Source organism: Pseudomonas cichorii (assembly GCF_015471405.1).
GTDB lineage: Bacteria > Pseudomonadota > Gammaproteobacteria > Pseudomonadales > Pseudomonadaceae > Aquipseudomonas > Aquipseudomonas serbiensis.
In genome coordinates this window covers 21017-42129 of sequence record NZ_BLVZ01000005.1, presented here as the reverse complement: position 1 = coordinate 42129, position 21113 = coordinate 21017, and the positions used below count along the sequence as shown (strand labels likewise).

20 protein-coding genes are annotated in these 21113 nt (G+C 58.9%); 13 read left to right on the top strand and 7 right to left on the bottom strand.

Annotated elements, in window-relative coordinates; all coding sequences use genetic code 11:
* Nucleotides 1-165 precede the first annotated feature (165 nt).
* From JL015_RS08375 to trpE, 7 genes are all read left to right on the top strand, one after another.
* Nucleotides 166-1290, top strand: a complete 1125-nt coding sequence (locus JL015_RS08375; RefSeq protein WP_122320537.1) for an ABC transporter ATP-binding protein — start codon at nt 166-168, stop codon at nt 1288-1290.
* A gap of 81 nt (nt 1291-1371) precedes the next feature.
* The gene (locus tag JL015_RS08370) at nt 1372-2403 is read left to right on the top strand and encodes a polyamine ABC transporter substrate-binding protein (protein WP_201001818.1); all 1032 of its coding nucleotides are present in this window, start codon (nt 1372-1374) and stop codon (nt 2401-2403) included.
* Between the two features lie 79 nt (nt 2404-2482).
* Nucleotides 2483-3730, top strand: coding sequence for an ABC transporter permease (locus JL015_RS08365; RefSeq protein WP_095068343.1), 1248 nt, complete (start codon nt 2483-2485; stop codon nt 3728-3730).
* Between the two features lie 11 nt (nt 3731-3741).
* The gene (locus tag JL015_RS08360) at nt 3742-4566 is read left to right on the top strand and encodes an ABC transporter permease (protein ID WP_201018135.1); all 825 of its coding nucleotides are present in this window, start codon (nt 3742-3744) and stop codon (nt 4564-4566) included.
* 205 nt (nt 4567-4771) lie between these two features.
* Nucleotides 4772-5446, top strand: coding sequence for a ribulose-phosphate 3-epimerase (gene rpe, locus JL015_RS08355; RefSeq protein WP_201018134.1), 675 nt, complete (start codon nt 4772-4774; stop codon nt 5444-5446).
* Nucleotides 5443-6261 carry a phosphoglycolate phosphatase gene (locus JL015_RS08350; protein WP_201018133.1) on the top strand — a complete coding sequence of 273 codons (819 nt, stop codon included), beginning with the start codon at nt 5443-5445 and terminating at the stop codon, nt 6259-6261. Before rpe ends, JL015_RS08350 begins: the two co-directional genes overlap by 4 nt.
* A 70-nt stretch (nt 6262-6331) precedes the next feature.
* On the top strand, nt 6332-7819 hold the full coding sequence (gene trpE, locus JL015_RS08345; protein ID WP_201018132.1) for an anthranilate synthase component I: 1488 nt from the start codon (nt 6332-6334) through the stop codon (nt 7817-7819).
* Between the two features lie 69 nt (nt 7820-7888).
* Here trpE and JL015_RS08340 read toward each other — a convergent pair whose 3' ends face one another.
* Nucleotides 7889-8917, bottom strand: a complete 1029-nt coding sequence (locus JL015_RS08340) for a bile acid:sodium symporter family protein (RefSeq protein WP_201018131.1) — start codon at nt 8915-8917, stop codon at nt 7889-7891.
* Nucleotides 8918-9002: 85 nt separating this feature from the next.
* Here JL015_RS08340 and JL015_RS08335 point away from each other — a divergent pair, with 85 nt between their 5' ends.
* Together JL015_RS08335 and JL015_RS08330 are read left to right on the top strand one after the other, a co-directional pair.
* The gene (locus JL015_RS08335) at nt 9003-9806 is read left to right on the top strand and encodes an AraC family transcriptional regulator (RefSeq protein WP_236250183.1); all 804 of its coding nucleotides are present in this window, start codon (nt 9003-9005) and stop codon (nt 9804-9806) included.
* A 234-nt stretch (nt 9807-10040) separates the two neighbouring features.
* Nucleotides 10041-10937, top strand: a complete 897-nt coding sequence (locus JL015_RS08330) for a PA4780 family RIO1-like protein kinase (protein WP_201018130.1) — start codon at nt 10041-10043, stop codon at nt 10935-10937.
* A gap of 66 nt (nt 10938-11003) precedes the next feature.
* Here JL015_RS08330 and cueR read toward each other — a convergent pair whose 3' ends face one another.
* The 3 genes from cueR to JL015_RS08315 all read right to left on the bottom strand — a co-directional run bounded on the left by cueR (nt 11004) and on the right by JL015_RS08315 (nt 14050).
* Entirely contained in the window at nt 11004-11405 is a 402-nt protein-coding gene (gene cueR, locus JL015_RS08325; protein WP_201018129.1) for a Cu(I)-responsive transcriptional regulator, read from the bottom strand.
* Complete coding sequence (locus JL015_RS08320; protein ID WP_201018128.1) at nt 11402-13600, bottom strand: heavy metal translocating P-type ATPase; 2199 nt, start codon at nt 13598-13600, stop codon at nt 11402-11404. Before JL015_RS08320 ends, cueR begins: the two co-directional genes overlap by 4 nt.
* A 69-nt stretch (nt 13601-13669) precedes the next feature.
* The gene (locus JL015_RS08315) at nt 13670-14050 is read right to left on the bottom strand and encodes a hypothetical protein (RefSeq protein WP_201001827.1); all 381 of its coding nucleotides are present in this window, start codon (nt 14048-14050) and stop codon (nt 13670-13672) included.
* Between the two features lie 146 nt (nt 14051-14196).
* Here JL015_RS08315 and JL015_RS08310 point away from each other — a divergent pair, with 146 nt between their 5' ends.
* Nucleotides 14197-14397, top strand: a complete 201-nt coding sequence (locus tag JL015_RS08310; RefSeq protein ID WP_201018127.1) for a heavy-metal-associated domain-containing protein — start codon at nt 14197-14199, stop codon at nt 14395-14397.
* Nucleotides 14398-14501: 104 nt separating this feature from the next.
* Nucleotides 14502-15704, top strand: a complete 1203-nt coding sequence (locus tag JL015_RS08305) for a multidrug effflux MFS transporter (RefSeq protein WP_201001829.1) — start codon at nt 14502-14504, stop codon at nt 15702-15704.
* A 129-nt stretch (nt 15705-15833) separates the two neighbouring features.
* Here JL015_RS08305 and JL015_RS08300 read toward each other — a convergent pair whose 3' ends face one another.
* Nucleotides 15834-16847 (bottom strand): zinc-binding alcohol dehydrogenase family protein, encoded by a 1014-nt coding sequence (locus tag JL015_RS08300; protein ID WP_201001830.1) that lies wholly within the window; start codon nt 16845-16847, stop codon nt 15834-15836.
* 116 nt (nt 16848-16963) lie between these two features.
* Here JL015_RS08300 and JL015_RS08295 point away from each other — a divergent pair, with 116 nt between their 5' ends.
* Both JL015_RS08295 and JL015_RS08290 read left to right on the top strand, forming a co-directional pair.
* Complete coding sequence (locus JL015_RS08295) at nt 16964-17875, top strand: LysR family transcriptional regulator (protein WP_201018126.1); 912 nt, start codon at nt 16964-16966, stop codon at nt 17873-17875.
* A gap of 445 nt (nt 17876-18320) precedes the next feature.
* A complete protein-coding gene (locus JL015_RS08290; protein WP_201001832.1) occupies nt 18321-19013 on the top strand; it encodes an ArsR/SmtB family transcription factor in 693 nt (230 codons plus the stop codon).
* 51 nt (nt 19014-19064) lie between these two features.
* Here the strand turns inward: JL015_RS08290 and JL015_RS08285 are convergent, their stop codons facing one another.
* Together JL015_RS08285 and JL015_RS08280 are read right to left on the bottom strand one after the other, a co-directional pair.
* Complete coding sequence (locus JL015_RS08285; protein WP_201018125.1) at nt 19065-20018, bottom strand: adenosine deaminase; 954 nt, start codon at nt 20016-20018, stop codon at nt 19065-19067.
* Nucleotides 20019-20095: 77 nt separating this feature from the next.
* Nucleotides 20096-21064 (bottom strand): 2-oxoglutarate and iron-dependent oxygenase domain-containing protein, encoded by a 969-nt coding sequence (locus JL015_RS08280; protein ID WP_201018124.1) that lies wholly within the window; start codon nt 21062-21064, stop codon nt 20096-20098.
* Nucleotides 21065-21113: the final 49 nt, after the last annotated feature.

The following is a 21113-nucleotide window of genomic DNA, read 5'->3' as shown; positions in this document are numbered from 1 at the left end:
ACAAAAGTGCTTGATTGCCACTTATCCAATCCCGCCATCCGTGTAGGGCAATCCCTACACCGGGGCTTCCAGCCTGCTTAGGCAAATCTCTCCTGGCCCCCGATTTGCGCGGTATGTGCGCTGTTCTAGTCTTGATCCCACGCAGACAAAACAAAGGTGTGGGTAATGAGTGACGTCGATTCAAGCGCTGGGGCAAATGATGTTCTGGTCAGCTTTCGTGGTGTGCAGAAGAGCTACGACGGCGAAGCACTGATCGTCAAAGACCTTAACCTGGACATTCGCAAAGGCGAATTCCTCACCTTGCTCGGGCCGTCGGGTTCCGGCAAGACCACCAGTCTGATGATGCTGGCCGGTTTCGAGACGCCGACCTCGGGTGAAATCCTGCTGGGCGGCCGGGCCATCAACAACGTGCCGCCGCACAAGCGCGACATCGGCATGGTGTTCCAGAACTACGCTCTGTTCCCGCACATGACCGTCGCCGAGAACCTGGCGTTCCCGCTGTCGGTGCGTGGCATGAGCAAGACCGATATCGGCGAGAAGGTCAAACGCGCACTGGGCATGGTCCAGCTTGACGCTTTTGCGCATCGCTATCCGGCGCAATTGTCCGGTGGTCAGCAGCAGCGCGTGGCCCTGGCCCGCGCACTGGTTTTCGAGCCACAACTGGTGCTGATGGACGAGCCGCTCGGCGCGCTCGACAAGCAACTGCGCGAACACATGCAGATGGAGATCAAGCATCTTCACCAGCGTCTGGGTGTGACAGTGGTCTACGTGACCCACGACCAGGGCGAAGCGCTGACCATGTCCGACCGTGTTGCGGTGTTCCATCAGGGCGAAATCCAGCAGATCGCTCCACCGCGCACCCTTTACGAAGAACCCAAAAACACCTTCGTCGCCAACTTCATTGGCGAGAACAACCGTCTCAACGGGCGCTTGGTCAGCCAGAACGGCGACCGCTGCGTCGTCGAGCTGGGGCGTGGTGAAAAAGTTGAGGCATTGGCGATCAATGTCGGCCAGGCCGGTGATCCGGTCACCCTGTCGATCCGCCCTGAACGCATCAGCCTCAATGGCCGTAGCGAAAGTTGTGTAAACCGTTTCTCGGGCCGTGTTGCCGAGTTCATTTATCTGGGCGACCACGTTCGAGTGCGTCTGGAAGTGGCAGGCAAGACCGACTTTTTCGTCAAGCAGCCTATCGCCGAGCTGGATGCGGCGTTGAGCGTTGGCGACGTCGTGCCCCTTGGATGGCAAGTCGAGCACGCTCGCGCGCTCGATCCCTTGCAGCAAGTGCATTGATCTATCGATAAAAGCAACAACAGAGGCGAACGATCGCCCATCCCAATCGCTTACCAACACTGCTCGTGGAGAAAAGAATAAATGCTGAAATCATTGAAGTTCACCGCTATCACGTTGGGCATGATGTGCGCGGCGCAAGCCATGGCCGCTGATCTGACCGTTATCTCCTTCGGCGGCGCCAACAAGGCGGCCCAGGAAAAGGCTTTCTATGCCCCTTGGGAGAAAGCAGGTAATGGCAAGATCATCGCTGGCGAGTACAACGGTGAAATGGCCAAGATCAAGACCATGGTCGACACCAAGAGCGTTTCCTGGGATCTGGTAGAAGTCGAATCGCCCGAGCTATCCCGTGGTTGCGACGAAGACATGTTCGAAGAGCTGGACCCTGCGTTGTTCGGCAAGGCCGAAAACTTCGTACCGGGCGCGCTGACCACCTGCGGTGCAGGCTTCTTCGTATGGTCCACCGTGTTGGCTTACAACGCCGACAAGGTCAGCACTGCTCCGACCAGTTGGGTCGACTTCTGGGACACCAAGAAATTCCCGGGCAAGCGCGGCCTGCGCAAAGGCGCCAAGTACACCCTGGAATTCGCTCTGATGGCTGATGGCGTTGCGCCGAAGGACGTCTACAAGGTACTGGCCAGCAAGGACGGTCAGGACCGCGCCTTCAAGAAGCTCGATGAGCTCAAGCCAAACATTCAATGGTGGGAAGCAGGCGCTCAGCCTCCTCAGTACCTTGCTTCCGGCGACGTGGTCATGAGTTCGGCCTACAACGGTCGTATCGCTGCCGTGCAGAAGGAAAGCAACCTGAAAGTGGTCTGGACCGGCGGCGTTTATGACTTCGACGCATGGGCCATTCCAAAGGGCTCGAAAAACGTTGAAGCGGCGAAGAAGTTCATCGCTTACATCCTGAGCCCGGAGCAGCAGAAGACCTATTCGCAGAACATTGCCTACGGCCCGGCCAACACCCAGGCGGTTGCTCTGCTGGACAAGGAAACCCTGCAGAACATGCCGACCACTCCTGAAAACATCAAGGATCAGGTGCAGATGGACGTGACGTTCTGGACTGACAACGGCGAGTCGCTGGAACAGCGCTTCACCGCTTGGGCTGCCAAGTAATCGCGTCAACCTGAGTTAGATCCAGGAGCGTTTCCGGCTCAGGAAACGCTCCCCTCGTTCAAAGATTTCGGAGTTCGCTATGGCCACCGCCGTGCCCCTGACTGAAGGCGCCAGCCCCAACTTGAAGCAACGCCTGGCTCGTGCCGAGCGGGTCAACCGCTGGAAAGCCCAGGCGCTGATTGCTCCGTTGGTCATCTTTCTGCTGCTGGTCTTTCTGGTGCCCATTGCTGCGTTGCTTTACAAGAGCGTCAGCAACCCGGAAGTCGTTGCCGCACTGCCGAGCACCGTGATTGAAGTCGAGAAGTGGGACGGTAAAGGGCTTCCGCCCGAGTCGACCTACAAGGCATTGAGCCTGGATCTGGCTGAAACCCGCAAGAATTCGACTTTGGGCGAGTTGTCCAAGCGCCTGAACATGGAACTGGCCGGTTATCGCAGCCTGCTGAGCAAGACCGCTCGCGCGCTGCCCTTCAAGACCGAGCCTGCCTCTTATAAAGATGCACTGGAAGCGCTGGACGAACGTTGGGGCGACCCTGCCTATTGGCAGGCCATTCGTCGCAACACCAGCAGCCTTACCCCCTATTACCTGCTGGCCGCTGTCGACCACCGCATCGACGATGTCGGTGAAGTGGCCGCTGCAACTCCGGACCAGGCCATTTACCTGGATATCTTCACCCGCACATTCTGGATGGGCCTGGTAATCACCACCATCTGTCTGGTGCTGGCGTATCCACTTGCCTATCTGTTGGCCAGCCTGCCTGCACGGCAGAGCAACCTCTTGATGATTCTGGTCCTGCTACCGTTCTGGACCTCGATTCTGGTCCGGGTAGCAGCCTGGATCGTGTTGCTGCAATCGAGTGGTCTGATCAATGGTGCGCTGATCGCCATGGGCATCATCGACAAGCCGATCGAACTGGTTTTCAACCGGGTCGGCGTCTACATCTCGATGGTGCATATCATGCTGCCGTTCATGATCCTGCCGATCTACAGCGTGATGAAAAACATCTCGCCAACTTACATGCGTGCTGCCATTTCCCTGGGCTGCCATCCGTTCACCAGCTTCTGGCGCGTGTACTTCCCGCAGACCTATGCCGGGATCGGGGCTGGCTGCCTGTTGGTCTTCATCCTGTCGATCGGCTACTACATCACCCCGGCATTGCTGGGTAGCCCGAACGACCAGATGGTCAGCTATTTCGTGGCCTTCTACACCAACACCAGCATCAACTGGGGCATGGCGACGGCACTGGGCGGCCTGCTGCTGTTGGCAACCGTCGTGCTGTATCTGATCTATAGCTGGCTGGTCGGCGCGAGCCGCCTGCGTTTGAGCTGAGGGGAATCATCATGCTGAATTCGTATTCGTCGCCCATCGAGCGCATCTGGTATTACGCACTGCGCATCATCTGCGCACTGGTGCTGCTGTTTCTGGTGTTGCCGGTGCTGGTCATCGTCCCGTTGTCGTTCAACTCGGGCAGTTTTCTGGTTTACCCGCTGCAAGGCTTTTCATTGCAGTGGTATCAGGACTTCTTCGGTTCCGCCGAGTGGATGCGCTCGCTGAAGAACAGCATGATCGTCGCGCCGGCCTCCACGCTGCTGGCGATGATCTTCGGGACATTGGCCGCCATCGGTCTGACCCGTGGTGATTTCCCCGGCAAGCCGCTGGTCATGGCGCTGGTGATCTCGCCGATGGTGGTGCCGATGGTGATCGTGGGCGTTGCCAGCTACCTGTTCTTCGCGCCGCTGGGGCTGGGCAACAGCTACACCTCGCTGATTCTGGTGCATGCGGTGCTGGGCGTACCGTTCGTGATCATCACCGTGTCGGCCACCTTGCAGGGCTTCAACTACAACCTGGTGCGCGCTGCTGCCAACTTGGGCGCTTCGCCACTGACGGCGTTTCGTCGAGTGACCCTGCCGCTGATCGCTCCGGGCGTGATTTCCGGTGCGCTGTTCGCCTTCGCGACCTCCTTCGACGAAGTCGTGGTCACCCTGTTCCTCGCCGGTCCAGAACAAGCGACCCTGCCACGCCAGATGTTCAGCGGCATCCGCGAAAACCTCAGCCCGACCATCGCCGCCGCCGCGACCTTGCTGATCGCTTTCTCGGTGGTGTTGCTGCTGGTGCTGGAGTGGCTGCGCGGACGCAGCGAGAAGCTGAGGACGACAGGGGAGTAGGTGGGAGCGGCAAGCTACAAGCTTTAAGCTTCAAGTCAAAAGCTTGTAGCTTGTAGCTTGTAGCTTGTAGCTTGTAGCTTGTAGCTTGTAGCTTGTAGCTTGTAGCTTGTAGCTTGTAGCTTGTAGCTTGTAGCTTGTAGCTTTCTCCTTGCTGCTTCTGCGCTTACAATGCGCGCCACCGTGATTTAGCTCAAACAGGTGCGCCATGCAGCCCTTCGTTATTGCCCCATCGATCCTTTCCGCTGACTTCGCCCGTCTGGGCGAGGAAGTCGACAATGTACTTGCCGCTGGCGCGGACTTCGTCCACTTCGATGTCATGGACAATCACTATGTCCCGAACCTGACCATCGGTCCGATGGTGTGCAGCGCGTTGCGCAAGTATGGCGTCACTGCACCCATCGACGTGCATCTGATGGTCAGCCCGGTGGATCGCATCATCGGTGATTTCATCGAAGCGGGTGCCACGTACATTACCTTTCACCCTGAGGCGACCCAGCATATCGATCGCTCGCTGCAACTGATCCGCGAGGGCGGTTGCAAGGCTGGTCTGGTGTTCAACCCGGCGACGCCCCTGAACCTGCTGGAATATGTCATGGACAAGGTCGACATGATCCTGCTCATGAGCGTCAACCCGGGCTTCGGCGGTCAGAAGTTCATTCCCGGTACGCTGAACAAGCTGCGCGAAGCGCGTGCCTTGATCGATGCGTCGGGACGTGACATCCGTCTGGAAATCGACGGTGGCGTCAACGTCGCGAACATTCGTGAAATCGCGGCTGCGGGTGCTGACACCTTTGTCGCTGGCTCGGCTATTTTCAATGCTCCCGATTACAAGGAAGTGATCGAGAAAATGCGCAACGAACTGGCGGCAGCCCGCGCATGAGCGGCTTCGAGCATTTGTTTGCGGGCAAGTTGCCCAGGCTGATCATGTTCGATCTGGACGGGACCCTTGTGGATTCAGGGCCTGATCTGGCCGTGGCCGTTGACAAGATGCTGCTCGAACTCGGTCGCCCTCCGGCCGGTCTTGAGTCGGTTCGGCAATGGATTGGCAACGGCGCGCCGGTACTGGTGCGTCGGGCGCTGGCCAATGACATTGATCACAGCGCTGTCGATGACGCCCTGGCCGAGCAGGCGCTGGAAATCTTCATGCAGGCTTATGCCGAAAAACACGAATTCACCGTGGTCTACCCCGGCGTTCGTGAAACCCTGAAGTGGTTGCAGAAGATGGGGGTCGAGATGGCCCTCATCACCAACAAGCCGGAGCGCTTCGTCGCTCCGTTGCTGGATGAAATGAAGCTGGGGCGTTTCTTTCGCTGGATCATCGGCGGCGACACCATGCCGCAGAAAAAACCGGACCCGGCAGCCCTGTTCTTTGTCATGAAAATGACCGGTATTCCTGCCTCCCAGTCACTGTTCGTCGGCGACTCTCGCTCCGATGTGCTGGCGGCGAAGGCGGCTGGCGTGGCCTGTGTCGGGCTGACCTATGGCTACAACCATGGCCGGCCCATCGCTGAAGAATCCCCGTCGCTGGTGATCGATGATCTGCGCAAGCTGATTCCCGGTTGCCTGGATCAAGACGCTGAGATACTGTTGCCCGACATTCAACGTCCCTCCCTTAGAGATTCCATCGTGGTGGTCACTCGCAAACTCTGGATGAAAGTCATCAAGGCCCTGGCCCGTTGGCGTTGGCGCGCCTGATTTGATTCCGGCCGCTTGTGCGGCATGTTTGCCTACCTGACCGTTTTACCCTCAAACCACGAGGCTGTTCATGAACCGTGAAGAATTCCTGCGTTTGGCTGCTGCTGGCTATAACCGCATTCCGCTTGCCCACGAAACCCTGGCCGACTTCGATACACCGCTGTCGATCTACCTGAAACTTGCCGATCAGCCGAACTCCTACCTGCTGGAGTCGGTACAAGGCGGCGAGAAGTGGGGGCGCTACTCCATCATTGGCCTGCCTTGCAGCACCGTGATGCGCGTTCATGGTCACCATGTCAGCGTGACCCACGAGGGTGTAGAGGTCGAAAGCCACGACGTCGAAGACCCGTTGGCATTCGTCGAAGAGTTCAAGGCACGCTACAACGTTCCGACCATTGCCGGCCTGCCGCGTTTCAACGGTGGTCTGGTGGGCTATTTCGGCTACGACTGTGTGCGCTATGTCGAAAAGCGTCTGGCCAACTGCCCGAATCCGGACCCGCTGGGTGTGCCGGATATCCTGCTGATGGTTTCCGATGCTGTCGTTGTTTTCGATAACCTGGCCGGCAAGATGCACGCCATCGTACTGGTCGATCCGGCCCTGCAGGACGCTTATGAAAGCGGCCGTGCGCGCCTCGATGAGCTGATGGAAAAACTGCGTCAGCCGATCACGCCGCGTCGTGGTCTGGCGCTGGACAGGCCGCCAGCCGCCGAGCCGGTGTTCCGTTCCAGCTTCACCCAGAACGATTACGAAAAGGCGGTCGACACCATCAAGCAATACATCCTGGCCGGGGATGTGATGCAGGTCGTGCCGTCGCAACGCATGTCCATCGACTTCAAGGCTGCGCCTATCGATCTGTATCGGGCGCTGCGCTGCTTCAACCCTACGCCTTACATGTACTTCTTCAACTTCGGCGACTTCCATGTGGTCGGCAGCTCGCCGGAAGTACTGGTGCGGGTCGAGGACAATCTGGTCACTGTTCGCCCGATTGCCGGTACACGCCCGCGTGGCGCCACCGAAGAGGCTGACCGCGCGCTGGAAGAAGACCTGCTGTCCGACGACAAGGAAATCGCCGAGCACCTGATGCTCATCGATCTGGGACGTAACGACACGGGGCGCGTCTCGGAAATCGGTTCGGTCAAGCTGACCGAGAAGATGGTCATCGAGCGTTATTCCAACGTGATGCACATCGTTTCCAATGTCACCGGCCAGTTGAAAAGCGGGCTGACGGCCATGGACGCGCTGCGTGCCATCCTGCCTGCGGGCACCCTGTCCGGCGCGCCGAAAATCCGTGCCATGGAAATCATCGACGAGCTGGAACCCGTCAAGCGCGGTGTCTACGGCGGGGCAGTGGGGTACATGGCCTGGAACGGCAACATGGACACCGCGATTGCCATTCGTACTGCCGTCATCAAGGATGGCGAACTGCATGTGCAGGCGGGCGGCGGTATCGTTGCCGACTCGGTGCCGGCTCTTGAGTGGGAAGAAACCATCAACAAGCGCCGTGCGATGTTTCGGGCGGTGGCGTTGGCGGAGCAGACGAGCAGCGAGAAGGAATAAGCTTCAAGTAGTGAGCTTCAAGTGAAACGCGGTGTCGGCTTTGGCCGACGCCGCGTTTTTGTTTGGGGGTCAGGCTGCCCGTGCTTCTTCCAGGGCTTCGGCGGACAGTTGCTGGTTGTGGCGGTTGGCGTAGTTCTCGGCCATGACCGAGCAGACGATCAACTGCATGGGGTGGTAGATCATGATCGGCAGCAGGATCAGACCCAGCCCCGGATTGGCGCCGAAGATCAGGGCTGCCATCGGCGCACCGGCGGCCAGGGATTTTTTGGTGGCGCAGAACACCGCCGCCACCCTGTCAGCATGATCGAACTTCAAGGCACGGGCGGTGCGGGTGGTCATGAACAGGATCACTGCCAGCAGGATGGCGGTGCCGATGAAGGCCGTCAGAATCACGCTGCTGCCCTGGGATTGCCACATGCCTGAAATCATCGAGTTGCAGAACGCGGCATAGACCAGCAACAGGATCACGATCTTGTCGATCAGGTTGGTGTACTTCTTGTGACGCGCAAAGAACTTGCCTGCCAGCGGGCGAATCAACTGGCCGAGAATCAGCGGCAACAGCAACATGCCGCACAGATCCAGCAGGGTCGAACCCAGGTCGATCCCGCCAGAACCGGTGCCCACCACCAGGCTGACCAGCCATGGCGTGATGAAAATACCCAGCACGCTGGAAAGGCTTGCATTGAGAATCGCTGCCGGTACGTTGCCTTTTGCGCTGCCGGTCAGGGCCACCGAAGAGGAAATGGTGGACGGCAGGGCGCACAGGTAGAGGAAGCCGAGCATCAGCAGTGCAGGAATGTAGGCGCTCAGCAGCTTGTTGCCGATCAGCCAGAGCACCGGGAACACCACAAAGGTGAATGCCTGAATCATGACGTGCAGGCGCCAGTTCTTCAGCCCCTTTTTGATCTGCTCGCTGGACAGATTGACGCCATGCAGGAAGAACACCACGAACACGCCGATATTGATGACGTACTCGGCATGCATGCTGCCGCCCGTGGCGCCGAAGTGTGGGAAGAAGTAGGCCAGAACCGTCGCCAGGACCATTCCGCAGAGGAACCAGTCGGTCACGACGCGCTTGAGGTGTTTGAGTGCTTGCATAGGAGGCTCGTGCATTCTTTGTAAAAGTGAATGTCCGCAGGCTACTCTGTTGTTTTTTAGCCGTCTTGCGACATAAGGCCATTAGATGCCGAGTAACGGACAAAACAGTGCTCATCCTCCTACTGGCGAGCGGCAGATACCTGTCTTGCAGGATTTGCCGCGCCCGCTTTATGCCCGTGCCGAAAGCTTGAGCGCCGGATCGTGGACGCCGCCCCATCGTCATGACTGGGTGCAGTTTTCCTACGCCATCAGTGGCGTATTGGGCGTGCATACCGCAGAAGGCAGCTTCTTCGCGCCCCCGCAGTGGGGCGTCTGGATACCCGCCGGGCTTGAGCATCAAGTGGTGACGTCCATGCGCGCCGAGATGCGCAGCCTGTATGTGCGAACCGAGGATTGCGGCTGGGCGCCGGAGCGTTGTCGGGTGCTGGAAGTCACGCCGCTGGCTCGCGAATTGATCAAGAGTTTCTGCCTGCTGCCCGTGGCCTATCCGCAAGGCGATAGCCATGAAGCACGTCTGGTGCAGGTATTGCTGGATCAGTTGGCCCGGTTGCCTGAGGTGGGTTTTTCCCTGCCGTTGCCTCGGCACCCTCGTTTACTGGGGCTATGCAATGAGCTGATCGAAAACCCCGCTCAACTGATTACGCTGCATGACTGGGCCGAACGGCTCGGTACTTCCGAGAAAACCCTGATGCGCCTGTTTCAGCGGGAAACCGGCCTGAGTTTTCGGGGCTGGCGCCAACGGGCGAGGCTGTTGTCATCGCTCAGCGCACTGGAGGAGGGCGACAGCGTGACCAACACTGCGCTGGCGTGCGGTTACGATTCGACTTCGGCCTTTATTGCGGCTTTCAAGGGGCTGTTCGGCTACACGCCTGGGGAACTGTTCAAATAGATTTCGGCACAAAAGAACGGTTGATTGATGCTTTTTCCTACAGCAAAAATTTTTGAATTCGTAATATCTTTCACGGCTCATGCGGCATGAAAGGTGCTTGAATCCGGGAGTTATAGCTGTTTTCCACGAAAACTATTCAATCCCGACTGCCATTACCCCTACTCGCTGGCGGAGGATTGCCGTATAACGGCAACAATCGCGTATCTGGCAACAAAGGACCCACAATAAAAGCTGATGAAAACTCCTAAACGCATTGAACCCCTGATCGAAGACGGTCTGGTCGACGAGGTGCTGCGCCCTCTCATGAGTGGGAAAGAGGCAGCTGTTTATGTGGTGCGCTGTGGCAAGGAGCTGCGGTGTGCCAAGGTTTACAAGGAGGCGAACAAACGCAGTTTCCGTCAGGCGGCCGAGTATCAGGAAGGTCGCAAGGTACGCAACAGCCGACAGGCCCGGGCCATGGCCAAGGGTTCCAAGTTCGGTCGCAAAGAAACCGAAGACGCATGGCAGAACGCCGAGGTTGCTGCCTTGTTCCGTCTGGCCAACGCCGGTGTCAGGGTCCCCAAGCCTTTTGATTTTCTGGAAGGCGTGTTGCTCATGGAGCTGGTTGCCGACGAGTACGGCGATGCGGCACCACGTTTGAACGATGTGGTGCTGGAGCCGGATCAGGCGCGTGAATACCACGCTTTCCTCATCGAGCAGATCGTGCTGATGCTGTGTGCCGGTCTGGTACACGGTGACCTGTCCGAGTTCAACGTACTGCTGGGGCCGAGCGGGCCTGTGATCATCGATTTGCCTCAGGCGGTGGATGCAGCAGGTAACAACCATGCATTCAGCATGCTGGAGCGGGATGTCGGCAACATGGCCTCCTACTTCGGGCGCTTCGCACCTGAACTCAAGGCAACCCGATACGCCAAGGAAATGTGGTCGTATTACGAAGCCGGTACGTTGTCGCCGTCCACGGTGCTGACAGGTCAGTTCGAGGATACGGAAGAGGCCGCTGACGTCAGAGGCGTGCTGCGCGAGATCGAAGCGGCGCGTCTGGATGAAGCACGTCGTCAGGCTGCCCGTGCCGCCGACGATGCGCCACCGGGCAAGCCCAACGAAGAACCGCCGCCGCCCTGGATGCAGTAGTTTGATTTCGCGAATGAATTCGCTCCTACGGCCGCCGTAGGAGCGAATTCATTCGCGAAGGGCCGTTCAGCTACAACAGCCGCCCGAAGCCAGGTCCTTGAGGATCGGGCAATCGGGTCGGTCGTCGCCGTGGCAATGTTCCACCAGCTCCTGCAGGGTATCGCGCAGGCTCGCCAGCTCTTCGATCTTCTGGTTCAGATCGGCGATATGTTTATGAGCCAGCGCCTTCACATCGGCACTGGCACGCTGACGATCCTGCCAGAGGGTCAGCAGCTTGCCGACCTCCTCCAGTGAAAAGCCCAGATCCCGTGAGCGCTTGATGAACGCCAGTGTGTGCAAGTCTTCGGAGCGGTACAGGCGGTAACCGCTGTCGCTGCGACTGGCAGCCTGCAGCAGCCCGATGGACTCGTAGTAGCGAATCATCTTTGCGCTCAAGCCGCTTTTGCTGGCCGCCTGACCAATGTTCATTGGGCCTCTCCCGGATCATTGGGCTTCCAGGTTTTCAACAGCAATGCGTTGCTCACCACACTGACGCTGGACAAGGCCATGGCGGCTCCGGCCAGCACCGGGTTGAGATAACCCAGGGCCGCCAACGGAATGCCGATCAGGTTATAGACAAAGGCCCAGAACAGGTTCTGGCGGATCTTGGCGTAGGTCTTGCGGCTGATCTCCAGCGCGGCAGGCACCATTCGCGGATCGCCGCGCATCAGGGTGATTCCGGCGGCGTGCATCGCCACATCGGTGCCGCCGCCCATGGCGATGCCAATATCGGCCGCAGCCAGTGCCGGCGCATCGTTGATGCCGTCACCGACCATCGCCACGACATGATCCTTTTTCAGTAACTCCACGATCGAAGCTTTTTCGTCAGGCAGCACTTCGGCGTGTACATTCCTGATGCCTAGCGCCTGGGCGACTGCCCTGGCGCTGCCGGGATTGTCGCCGGTCAGCAAGTGGCAACTGATTCCCCGTGCGCTCAGTTGCTCCATGGCCTGCTCTGCGCCGGGCTTGAGGGTGTCACCAAAGGCGAACATGCCCAGCACGACCGGCTGAGGGCCTTGCTCGATCAGCCAGGACAGGGTTCTGCCTTCTGCCTCCCAGGTTTTGGCTGACTCGGCCAGTTCGCCCATCTGCAAATCGTTTTCTTCCAGCAGGCGCCTGTTGCCCAGCGCCAGTTGATGCCCTTCGACGTCACCGGCGATGCCGCGTCCGGTGAGTGCCTGGCTGTGCTCGGTGCTATCGAGTTTCAATTGCCACTCGCGACAGACTTCCAGCACCGCCTTGGCCAGCGGATGCTCGCTGCCGCGCTGCAAGGCTCCGGCCCGCTCCAGTAACTGCTCTTCGTTGCCCTTCACCGCAATCATGTTGGTGATACGGGGTGTGCCGCAGGTCAGTGTCCCGGTCTTGTCGAACACCACGGCGTCCACCTCATGGGCACGCTCCAGTGCTTCGGCGTCCTTGATCAAAATGCCGTAGCGCGCAGCAACGCCTGTCCCGGCCATGATTGCAGTCGGCGTCGCCAGGCCCAGAGCGCACGGGCAGGCAATCACCAGTACGGCGACCGCATTGATCAAGGCGACTTCCAGCGATGCCCCGCTCAGCATCCAGCCCGTCAAGGTGAAAAAGGCGATGACCAGCACGGTCGGGACGAAGACCTGGCTGACCTTGTCCACCAGCTTCTGTATCGGCGCCTTGCCCGCCTGAGCGTCCTCGACCAGCTTGATGATGCGCGCCAGTACCGTTTGAGTGCCCAGGGCCGTGATCTTGATCAGCAACCGGCCTTCGCCGTTGATGGCGCCGCCGGTGACACTGTCGCCGGGTTGTTTGGGGACTGGCAGGCTTTCGCCGCTGATCAGGGCTTCATCGGCATGGCTCCGGCCTTCCATGACCTGGCCGTCCACCGGAAAGCGCTCACCGGGTTTGACCAGCACCAGATCATCGAGGCGCAAGGCACTGATCGCGACATCGTGTTCCTGGCCATCGATCACTTGCAGAGCGCGCTCCGGGCGCAGGGCTTCCAGGGCCCGGATAGCGCTGGCGGTCTGGCGCTTGGCGCGACTTTCCAGGTATTTGCCCAGCAGCACCAGCGCAATGACCACTGCCGAAGCCTCGAAATAAAGATGCGGCATGTTGCCTGGCGTGGCAGTGATCCATTGGTAGAGGCTCAGGCCGTATCCGGCGCTGGTTCCGATGGCAACCAGCAGGTCCATGTTTCCGGCGCCTGCCCGCACGGCTTTCCATGCGGCGACGTAAAAGCGTGCGCCGAGTATGAATTGCACCGGCGTGGCCAGCGCGACTTGCACCCAGGCGGGTAACATCCAATGCACGCCCAGCGGGCTCAGCAACATGGGCAAGACCAGCGGCAAGGCGAGGATCAGGGCTGCTATCAAGGCCCAGCGTTCGTGGTTCAGGTGCCGGATTTTTCTTGCGGCATCGGCCTGTTCGCTCTGAAACAGGGTCGCGCCATAGCCTGCATGGCTGACGGCGGCGATCAAGGTCTGCGGGTCGGTTCCGTTCTGTGTCTGTACATGGGCGCGCTCACTGGCCAGGTTGACCGTGACGTTGGTGACCCCGGGCACTTTGGCCAGGGCACGCTCGACCCGACCTGCGCAGCTTGCGCAGGTCATGCCGGTGATCGGCAGGTCGAAGGTGGTGTGTTCGTGCATCTTTTCACTCCCTGAAGGCTTGATACCTGCAAGGGTCAACCTTGCCACATGGACAAGGTCAAGTGCGAATCAATAGTTCAAGTCAGCTTTCTTCAGGTACATGCCGTTCAGGTCGGTCGCGATGCGGTACTTGAGAATGTCCCCGGCGCGCAGTTTGATCTTGGTACTGCTTTGCGCTTCCATCCCCGATGCGCAACCGACCACTGTCCCTGGCAACCTGCGCAGGCGTACCGAGACGTCGCCCGGCGGCAGATTGAAAGACACCGAGTCTTCCTGAAACAGGCGTCCGGCCAGCTGGTCTTGAATGTAAATGCCGATTTCGCAGGAGGTCGCGACTTCCAGACGCTCTCGGGAAATGATCAGGATGCCGTAATCCTGAGCGGCCTGAACGCTTGGGGAAGTAGCCAAAAGACCGAGAATGCCGAAGAGGCTCAATACTGACCAGCGCATTGCTGATACTCCTGCTGTAGACGTCGATGACGAAGCTTGGCTCAGGGCTGCGACTAATACCAGCCCGGCAGGAAAAACAGAAACTTGACCTTGCCACGATGACAAGGTTGAAGATGCCCGGCATCCATCACTCAAGGAGCATCACCATGCAGTTATTCACAGTACAAGGCATGACTTGCGGGCATTGTGTCCGCGCGGTGACTCAGGTTATCAAGAACGATGATCCGACTGCCGAAGTGCAGATCGATCTGGCCAGCTCGCAAGTGCGTGTGCAGAGTTCCTTGACCACGGAGCGGGTTATCGAATTGATTGGCGAAGAGGGCTATCAGGCACAACTGGCTGGATAGGCTAAAGCCTGAAAAGCCTTGAATTAAATTTCTTTGTCCGGCGTTATCGGCAAGGCAAGCCGGTTAGACTAGCCAGCTGCCTTGCATACGTTTATGGACACCCGATGAATTATAAAACCATCCTCATTCTTGGTGCCCTGAGCGCCTTTGGCCCCTTGGCCATCGACTTCTATCTTCCCGGTTTCCCCGCCATGGCCGCGTATTTCGGGACCGATGAAAAACATGTGCAACTGACGCTGGCGGCCTATTTCCTGGGCTTGTCCATTGGGCAACTGGCCTATGGACCTGTGGCAGACCGCTTTGGTCGGCGTATCCCCTTGCTGGTTGGCGTGACCCTGTTCACCCTGGCTTCGCTGGCCTGTACCTTCGCGCCGAATCTGGACTGGCTGATCGGTGCACGTTTCGTTCAGGCACTGGGCGGCTGTGCCGGGATGGTGCTGGCGCGGGCCATCGTCAGTGATAAATGCGATGCGGTGGAGTCGGCCAAGGTCTTTTCGCAACTGATGCTGGTCATGGGGCTTGCGCCTATCCTGGCGCCGATGCTCGGTGGTGTGTTGGTCAATGTCTCTGGCTGGCAATCGATCTTTGTCTGCCTGACGATTTTCAGTGCGCTGTGCCTGACGGCTGTCGCCATTGGCTTGCCGGAAAGCATGCCGGCTGGCGTTCCGCGTCAGCCGCTGCGCGGTGCGCTGAAGCAGTACGGCAATCTGCTCAAGGATCATGTCTTCATCGGCCATGCCTTGACCGGTGGCATTGTCATGGCCGGGATGTTCTCCTACATCGCAGGTTCGCCTTTTGTGTTCATCAAGTTGTATGGCGTCCCCGCCGAGCATTACGGCTGGCTGTTCGGTATGAATGCGGCGGCGTTCATTCTCGTGGCGCAGGTCAATGCACGCCTGTTGCGCAAGAGCAGCCCGGCTTCTCTGTTGCTGCGTACCATCTGGATCTATCTGGCTGCGGCCCTGACTCTGCTGGGCATTGCCAGCCTGCGTACCGAACAGCTCTGGCCGTTGCTGATTCCGCTGTTCATCTGTATTGCCAGCCTGGGCTGCATCATCCCCAACGCCTCGGCCTGCGCCATGAATGGCCAGTGGGCACGGGCCGGCAGTGCTTCGGCGTTGCTGGGCTGTTTGCAGTTCAGTGTCGCGGCGGGTGCGGCGAGTCTGGTGGGTGTGCTGCATGACGGCACGGCAACGCCGATGGCGGCCGTGATCAGCTTGTGCGGCGTGCTTGCAACGCTTGTCGCGCTGTATACCCGCCGCTTGCAGGCGCGCCGTGATGCATCCAGGCAGGAACCGATCAGTTAAGGCCTGAACAAAACTTGTTGGAGGCAGCTTGCTGGCGAAAAGGCCTGAAAACCGGCAGATATTTTGCGTCTGAAGTCGCCAGCAAGCTGCCTCCCACAAATGAACGGCATTACTCCTGCCTCTTGCTTATCAGAACCCCTCAAGCACGATCTTGCCCTTGGCCTTGCCGCTTTCCAGCAACTCATGGGCGCGGCGCAGGTTTTCGGCATTGATCGTGCCGAAGTGCTCCCCGAAGGTTGTTTTCAGGGTTCCGGCATCGATCAGTTCGGCGACGCGGTTGAGCAGGTTGTGCTGTTCGATCATGTCTGGCGTCTCGAACATCGAGCGGGTGTACATGAACTCCCAGTGCAGTGACAGGCTCTTGCGCTTGAGTTTGGAGACATCCAGCGCCTTGGGGTCATCGATCAGTGCCAGCTTGCCTTGAGGCTGGAGCGATTCCACCAGTTGGTCCAGATGCACATCGGTCTGGGTCAGGCTGGCGACGTGAGTGACCTGGTTCTGGCCGATGCGCTTGAGTTCGTCGCTGAGCGGCTTGCTGTGATCTATGACGTCATGAGCGCCCAGGTCGCGTACCCAGGCGTTCGTTTCCGGGCGCGAAGCGGTGCCGATGACTTTCAGTGAAGTCAGTTGGCGAGCCAGTTGAGTCAGGATAGAACCGACACCGCCCGCGGCTCCGACGATCAGCAGGCTCTGCTCTTTTTCAGCCTGACCCTCTGCAATCTGCAAGCGCTCGAACAACAGCTCCCAGGCGGTAATCGCCGTCAGTGGCAACGCCGCTGCGTGCGCAAAACTCAGCGTTTTCGGCATGTGCCCGACGATTCGCTCATCCACCACATGCAATTCACTGTTGGCACCCGGACGAGTCAGCGAGCCGGCGTAGAACACCTTGTCGCCCGGCTGGAACAGCGTCACCTCGCTGCCGACCGCTTTCACCACGCCTGCCACATCCCAACCCAGAACCTTGGCGGCTCCGGCTTCGGGCTGGACGTTTTGCCGGACCTTGGTATCCACGGGGTTTACGGAAATCGCTTTGACCTCTACCAGCAAATCACGGGCACCCGCGACCGGCTCTGGCAGTTCGATATCTTGTAGCGAATGGAGGTCGCTGATGGGCAGGGACTGGTAATAGGCAATGGCTTTCATGCTGGGCTCCGTAGTGTGGGAAAGTTGATGAACAGATGATTCGCCATTTCCATTAAAGATAAAACCCGCTAAAACGGCAGTCTCTTTCAATATTATTTTGATAATCCGAGGCTGACATGCTGCGTTTCGATGATTTGCAGTTGTTTGTGCGGGCGGCTGATCTGGGCAGCCTGTCTGCGGCAGCGCGGGGTATGGATATGTCGGCGGCGGTTGCCAGCGCAGCACTCAAGCGTATCGAGCAGCAGCTTGGCGTGCGTCTGCTGGCGCGCTCTACGCGCAGCTTGCGCCTGACGGCCGATGGTGAAGGTTTTCTGGAATACGCCCGTGCGGCCCTTGGCAGCCTGGAAGATGGTCGACGCTTGCTGGCCAGCAATCAGGAAAGCTGCAATGGCATCCTGCAACTCTCGGCTCCTTCGGATTTCGGGCGCAACGTGCTGCTGCCCTGGCTTGACGAGTTTCAGCAGCAACATCCGCAATTGTCCGTACGCCTGCTGGTGGGCGACCGTGTCGACGATCTGTTTCGTCAGCCTGTGGATGTAGCCTTGCGTTATGGCGAGCCAGGGGATTCAAGCCTGGTGGCTCGACCTGTGGCTCCCGACAATCGGCGAGTGCTGTGCGCGGCCCCTGATTATCTGGCCCGTCACGGGGAGCCGCAGCAGGTCGGGGAACTGGCGCAGCATAATTGCCTGCTGCTGATGCTTGGTGACCGGGTACACGATCACTGGACCTTCCACGACGGCAAGCGGGAAGTGAGCCTGACCGTGGGCGGCAATCGCTTCAGTCCTGATGGTGACGTGGTGCGCCGCTGGGCATTGGCTGGGGCTGGCATCGCGTACCGTTCATGGCTGGATATCGCCGCCGATGTTCATGCGGGACGCTTGAAAGTCGTGATGCCGCATGTGCGCGGTGAGTCGGTGCCGCTGAATCTTTTGTGTGCTCATCGAGTGCAATTGAACAAGTCCGTCAATCTCTTGCTTGAAATGCTTCGTACCCGATGCGCCCAACAGTCAGCGCTCATAAGTCGTTAGTTGTTTGTATGACTAAAAGTTTTTGGGAAAAGGCTGACGGATACTTCGGAAAATATAAAAGGTAAATACAGTTTTCAATTTCAAAGTGCCAACATAAGGAAGAGGTTGCGCACGATGATGATCGAGAGCTTCTGGTTCGTCAGTCGCAGGTTTTGCCTGTCTTGCACTGTGGGGGTTGCAGGTCATGGAGTTGAAGGCTTCGAGTGGCGTTGCCGGTACGGAAATATTAGGGTTTCCATATTTAAGAAGGTCCTGCAAACTTTGGGTATTGCTTTGAAAGTATGTCGGGTCATGAGCCGGAGAAGGTAACTTTTACCTGCTCGGGTTATAGAGCGTAGAGTTTATACTTTCCATTTCAGGTTGGGTCCACGTTCAACTTTACGGGAGCGGGATTGTTATCAATATGCCATCGCTATAGACAAATGTTTCAACAGGGAGTGAACACATGGAATATGCACCTTGCATCAGTCAGATTGCGACACTGCTGGCCGACCCCAAGCGTAGCGCAATGATTTGGGCATTGATGGATGGTACCGCTCGTCCTGCCAATGAGTTGGCATTACTGGCTGGGCTCTCGACGTCTTCTGCAGGTGCGCATTTGGCGCGATTGGCCAGTGGCGGGTTGTTGAAGCAGGAGGCGCGTGGGCGCACCCGGTTCTTCCGGTTGGCAGCGCCTGAAATCGGGGCTGCCGTGGAGGCGCTGGCCAATGCGTCGATGGTAAGTGCCGACCAGATCAGCCGCAATATGGCGCAACCCATGCCGCCTTTGCCCATACGTCGCGCACGCATCTGCTCCGATCACCTGGGGGGTGAAATGGCGGCCGAGCTTTACCAGCGCTTGCTGGGGGCGGGCTGGATAGAGCAGATGGAGCAGCGGGTCGAGGTTACCAGCAAGGGGATGGCCAAATTTGCCGAGCGAGGAATCTACGTTCCCGCGCTGGCGCAGCGACAGCGTGAGACTGTCTGTGTCTGCCCGGACTGGAGCGAGCGCAGCCCGCATCTGGGGGGCGCGCTGGGTGCAGGGCTTTTGCAGTTGTTCATTCAGATGGGATGGTTGCGCACAACCGAGGAGTCCAGCACCTTGCAGGTTTCGTCCAACGGGCAGCGTGAAATCGGCAAGATAGCCTCTGCGGCCTGACAGGTCGCAATCGCGGGCGGGCGGTTTCGCGCCAGCCCGCGATGCTGTGGATTACGGCTTGACCAGACGTGCATCCAGACTGTTCTGCGCCAGGCGTCTTGCCTGGTCCTGGGTCATGCCAAGATGGGTATGCAGCGCCTGGAAGTTCTCGGTGACATAACCACCGAAGTAGGCCGGGTCATCCGAGTTCACGGTGACTTTCACGCCACGCTCCAGCATGTCGAGAATGTTGTGCTGCGACATGTGATCGAACACACACAGCTTGGTGTTGGACAAGGGGCAGACCGTCAGCGGGATCTGCTCGTCGATGATCCGTTGCATCAGACGTTCGTCTTCGATGGCGCGCACGCCATGATCGATTCGCTGGATCTTCAGCAGGTCCAGCGCTTCCCAGATGTACTCGGGCGGGCCTTCTTCACCGGCATGGGCCACGGTCAGGAAGCCCTCGTTGCGGGCGCGGTCGAAAACGCGCTGGAACTTGCTGGGTGGGTGGCCCATTTCAGAGCTGTCGAGGCCGACGGCCACGAACGCATCACGAAACGGCAGTGCCTGATCGAGGGTTTTCTCGGCTTCTTCTTCGCTCAGATGGCGCAGGAAGCTCAGGATCAGGCCGCTGCTGACGCCCAGTTGCGACTGGCCGTCTTTCAAGGCACCGGTGATGCCCGCCAAAACCACTTCAAACGGGATGCCACGGTCGGTGTGGGTCTGCGGATCGAAGAACGGCTCGGTATGGATCACGTTCTGAGCCTTGCAGCGTTGCAGGTAGGCCCAGGTCAGGTCGTAGAAGTCCTGCTCGGTGCGCAGCACGTCAGCGCCCTGATAGTAGAGGTCCAGAAACTCTTGCAGGTTGTTGAAGGCATAAGCCCCGCGCAAGGCTTCGACATCATTCCAGGGCAACGCGATTTTGTTGCGCTCGGCCAGGGCGAACAACAGCTCAGGCTCCAGAGAACCTTCCAGATGCAAGTGCAGTTCTGCCTTGGGCAGAGCGTTCAACCAGTCGTACATGTTCTTTTCTCATCAGGTGCAGATGGCGGGCATTCTACAGATGCAGCTCTTCTACAGGGTAAAACCTGACCATCAGTTCAGGTAATGGCCTCCTGCTCGCGTCGATAGGCATAGGTGTCGGCAAAGCGTGACAGCAGAAACTCCGAGCAGGTCGTTACAGGGTAGCGCGCCGGGCTGGTTTCGCTCTGGCAGCCGGGTAAACATTCGATACGAGTGTCCGGATGCGGTTCCGCAAAGAATGGCATGGAGTAGCGGTCGACACCCAGCGGGCTGATGACCCGGTGCGGCGTGGACACATAACGGTCGTTGCTCCAGCGCGCCATCATGTCGCCGATATTGACCACGAAAGTACCTTCAATCGGAGGAGCATCGATCCACTGGCCGCGCACGTCACGCACCTGCAACCCACCGGCAGCGTCCTGATACAGCAGGGTGATGCAGCCGTAATCGGTATGGGCACCGGCACCTTGCTGCTCGGTGGAAGTCGCCGTATGGCGTGGCGGGTAATGGATCATGCGAAAGACGCTGACCGGGTCCTTGAAGCGCTGATCGAAGAAATCACGCTCGATGCCCAAGGCCAGGGTCATGGCGCGCAGCAGTGTCTGGGCCAGCGCCTGCATGTCCAGATAATGCTGTTCCATCAGGCTTTCCCAGCCCGGCATATCGGGGTGGCGATTGGGGCCGCGCAAGGGTTTGCCTGCCAGTACATCGGGATGCCGGGCATCCAGATGCAGGCCCATGTCGAAGGTTTCCTTGAGGTCGCTGGGCAGGTTCGGGTCCAGTTGTTCGGTTGCAATCGCACCATAGCCGCGATGGTGTGAACTTTGAGTGATATCGATAGTGAGCTTTTCAGCCATGGGACGGGCAAAGAATTGCTTCCCGGTGGTCAGCACCTGCTCGATGCGTTGAGCCGTGATCGGGTGGCCCTTGATGTAGAAAAAGCCCCACTCGCGGCAGGCTTGATCGATCTGGCTGGCAACCGCCTGCCAGGCCTGTTCGTCAGGTGTGTAGAGCGGGGCAATGTCGATGATGGGAAGCCGGTTCATGAACCATTCCTGAGTGTTCGTTGTGTTGCCTGGGCGCGCGAGCAAGCGG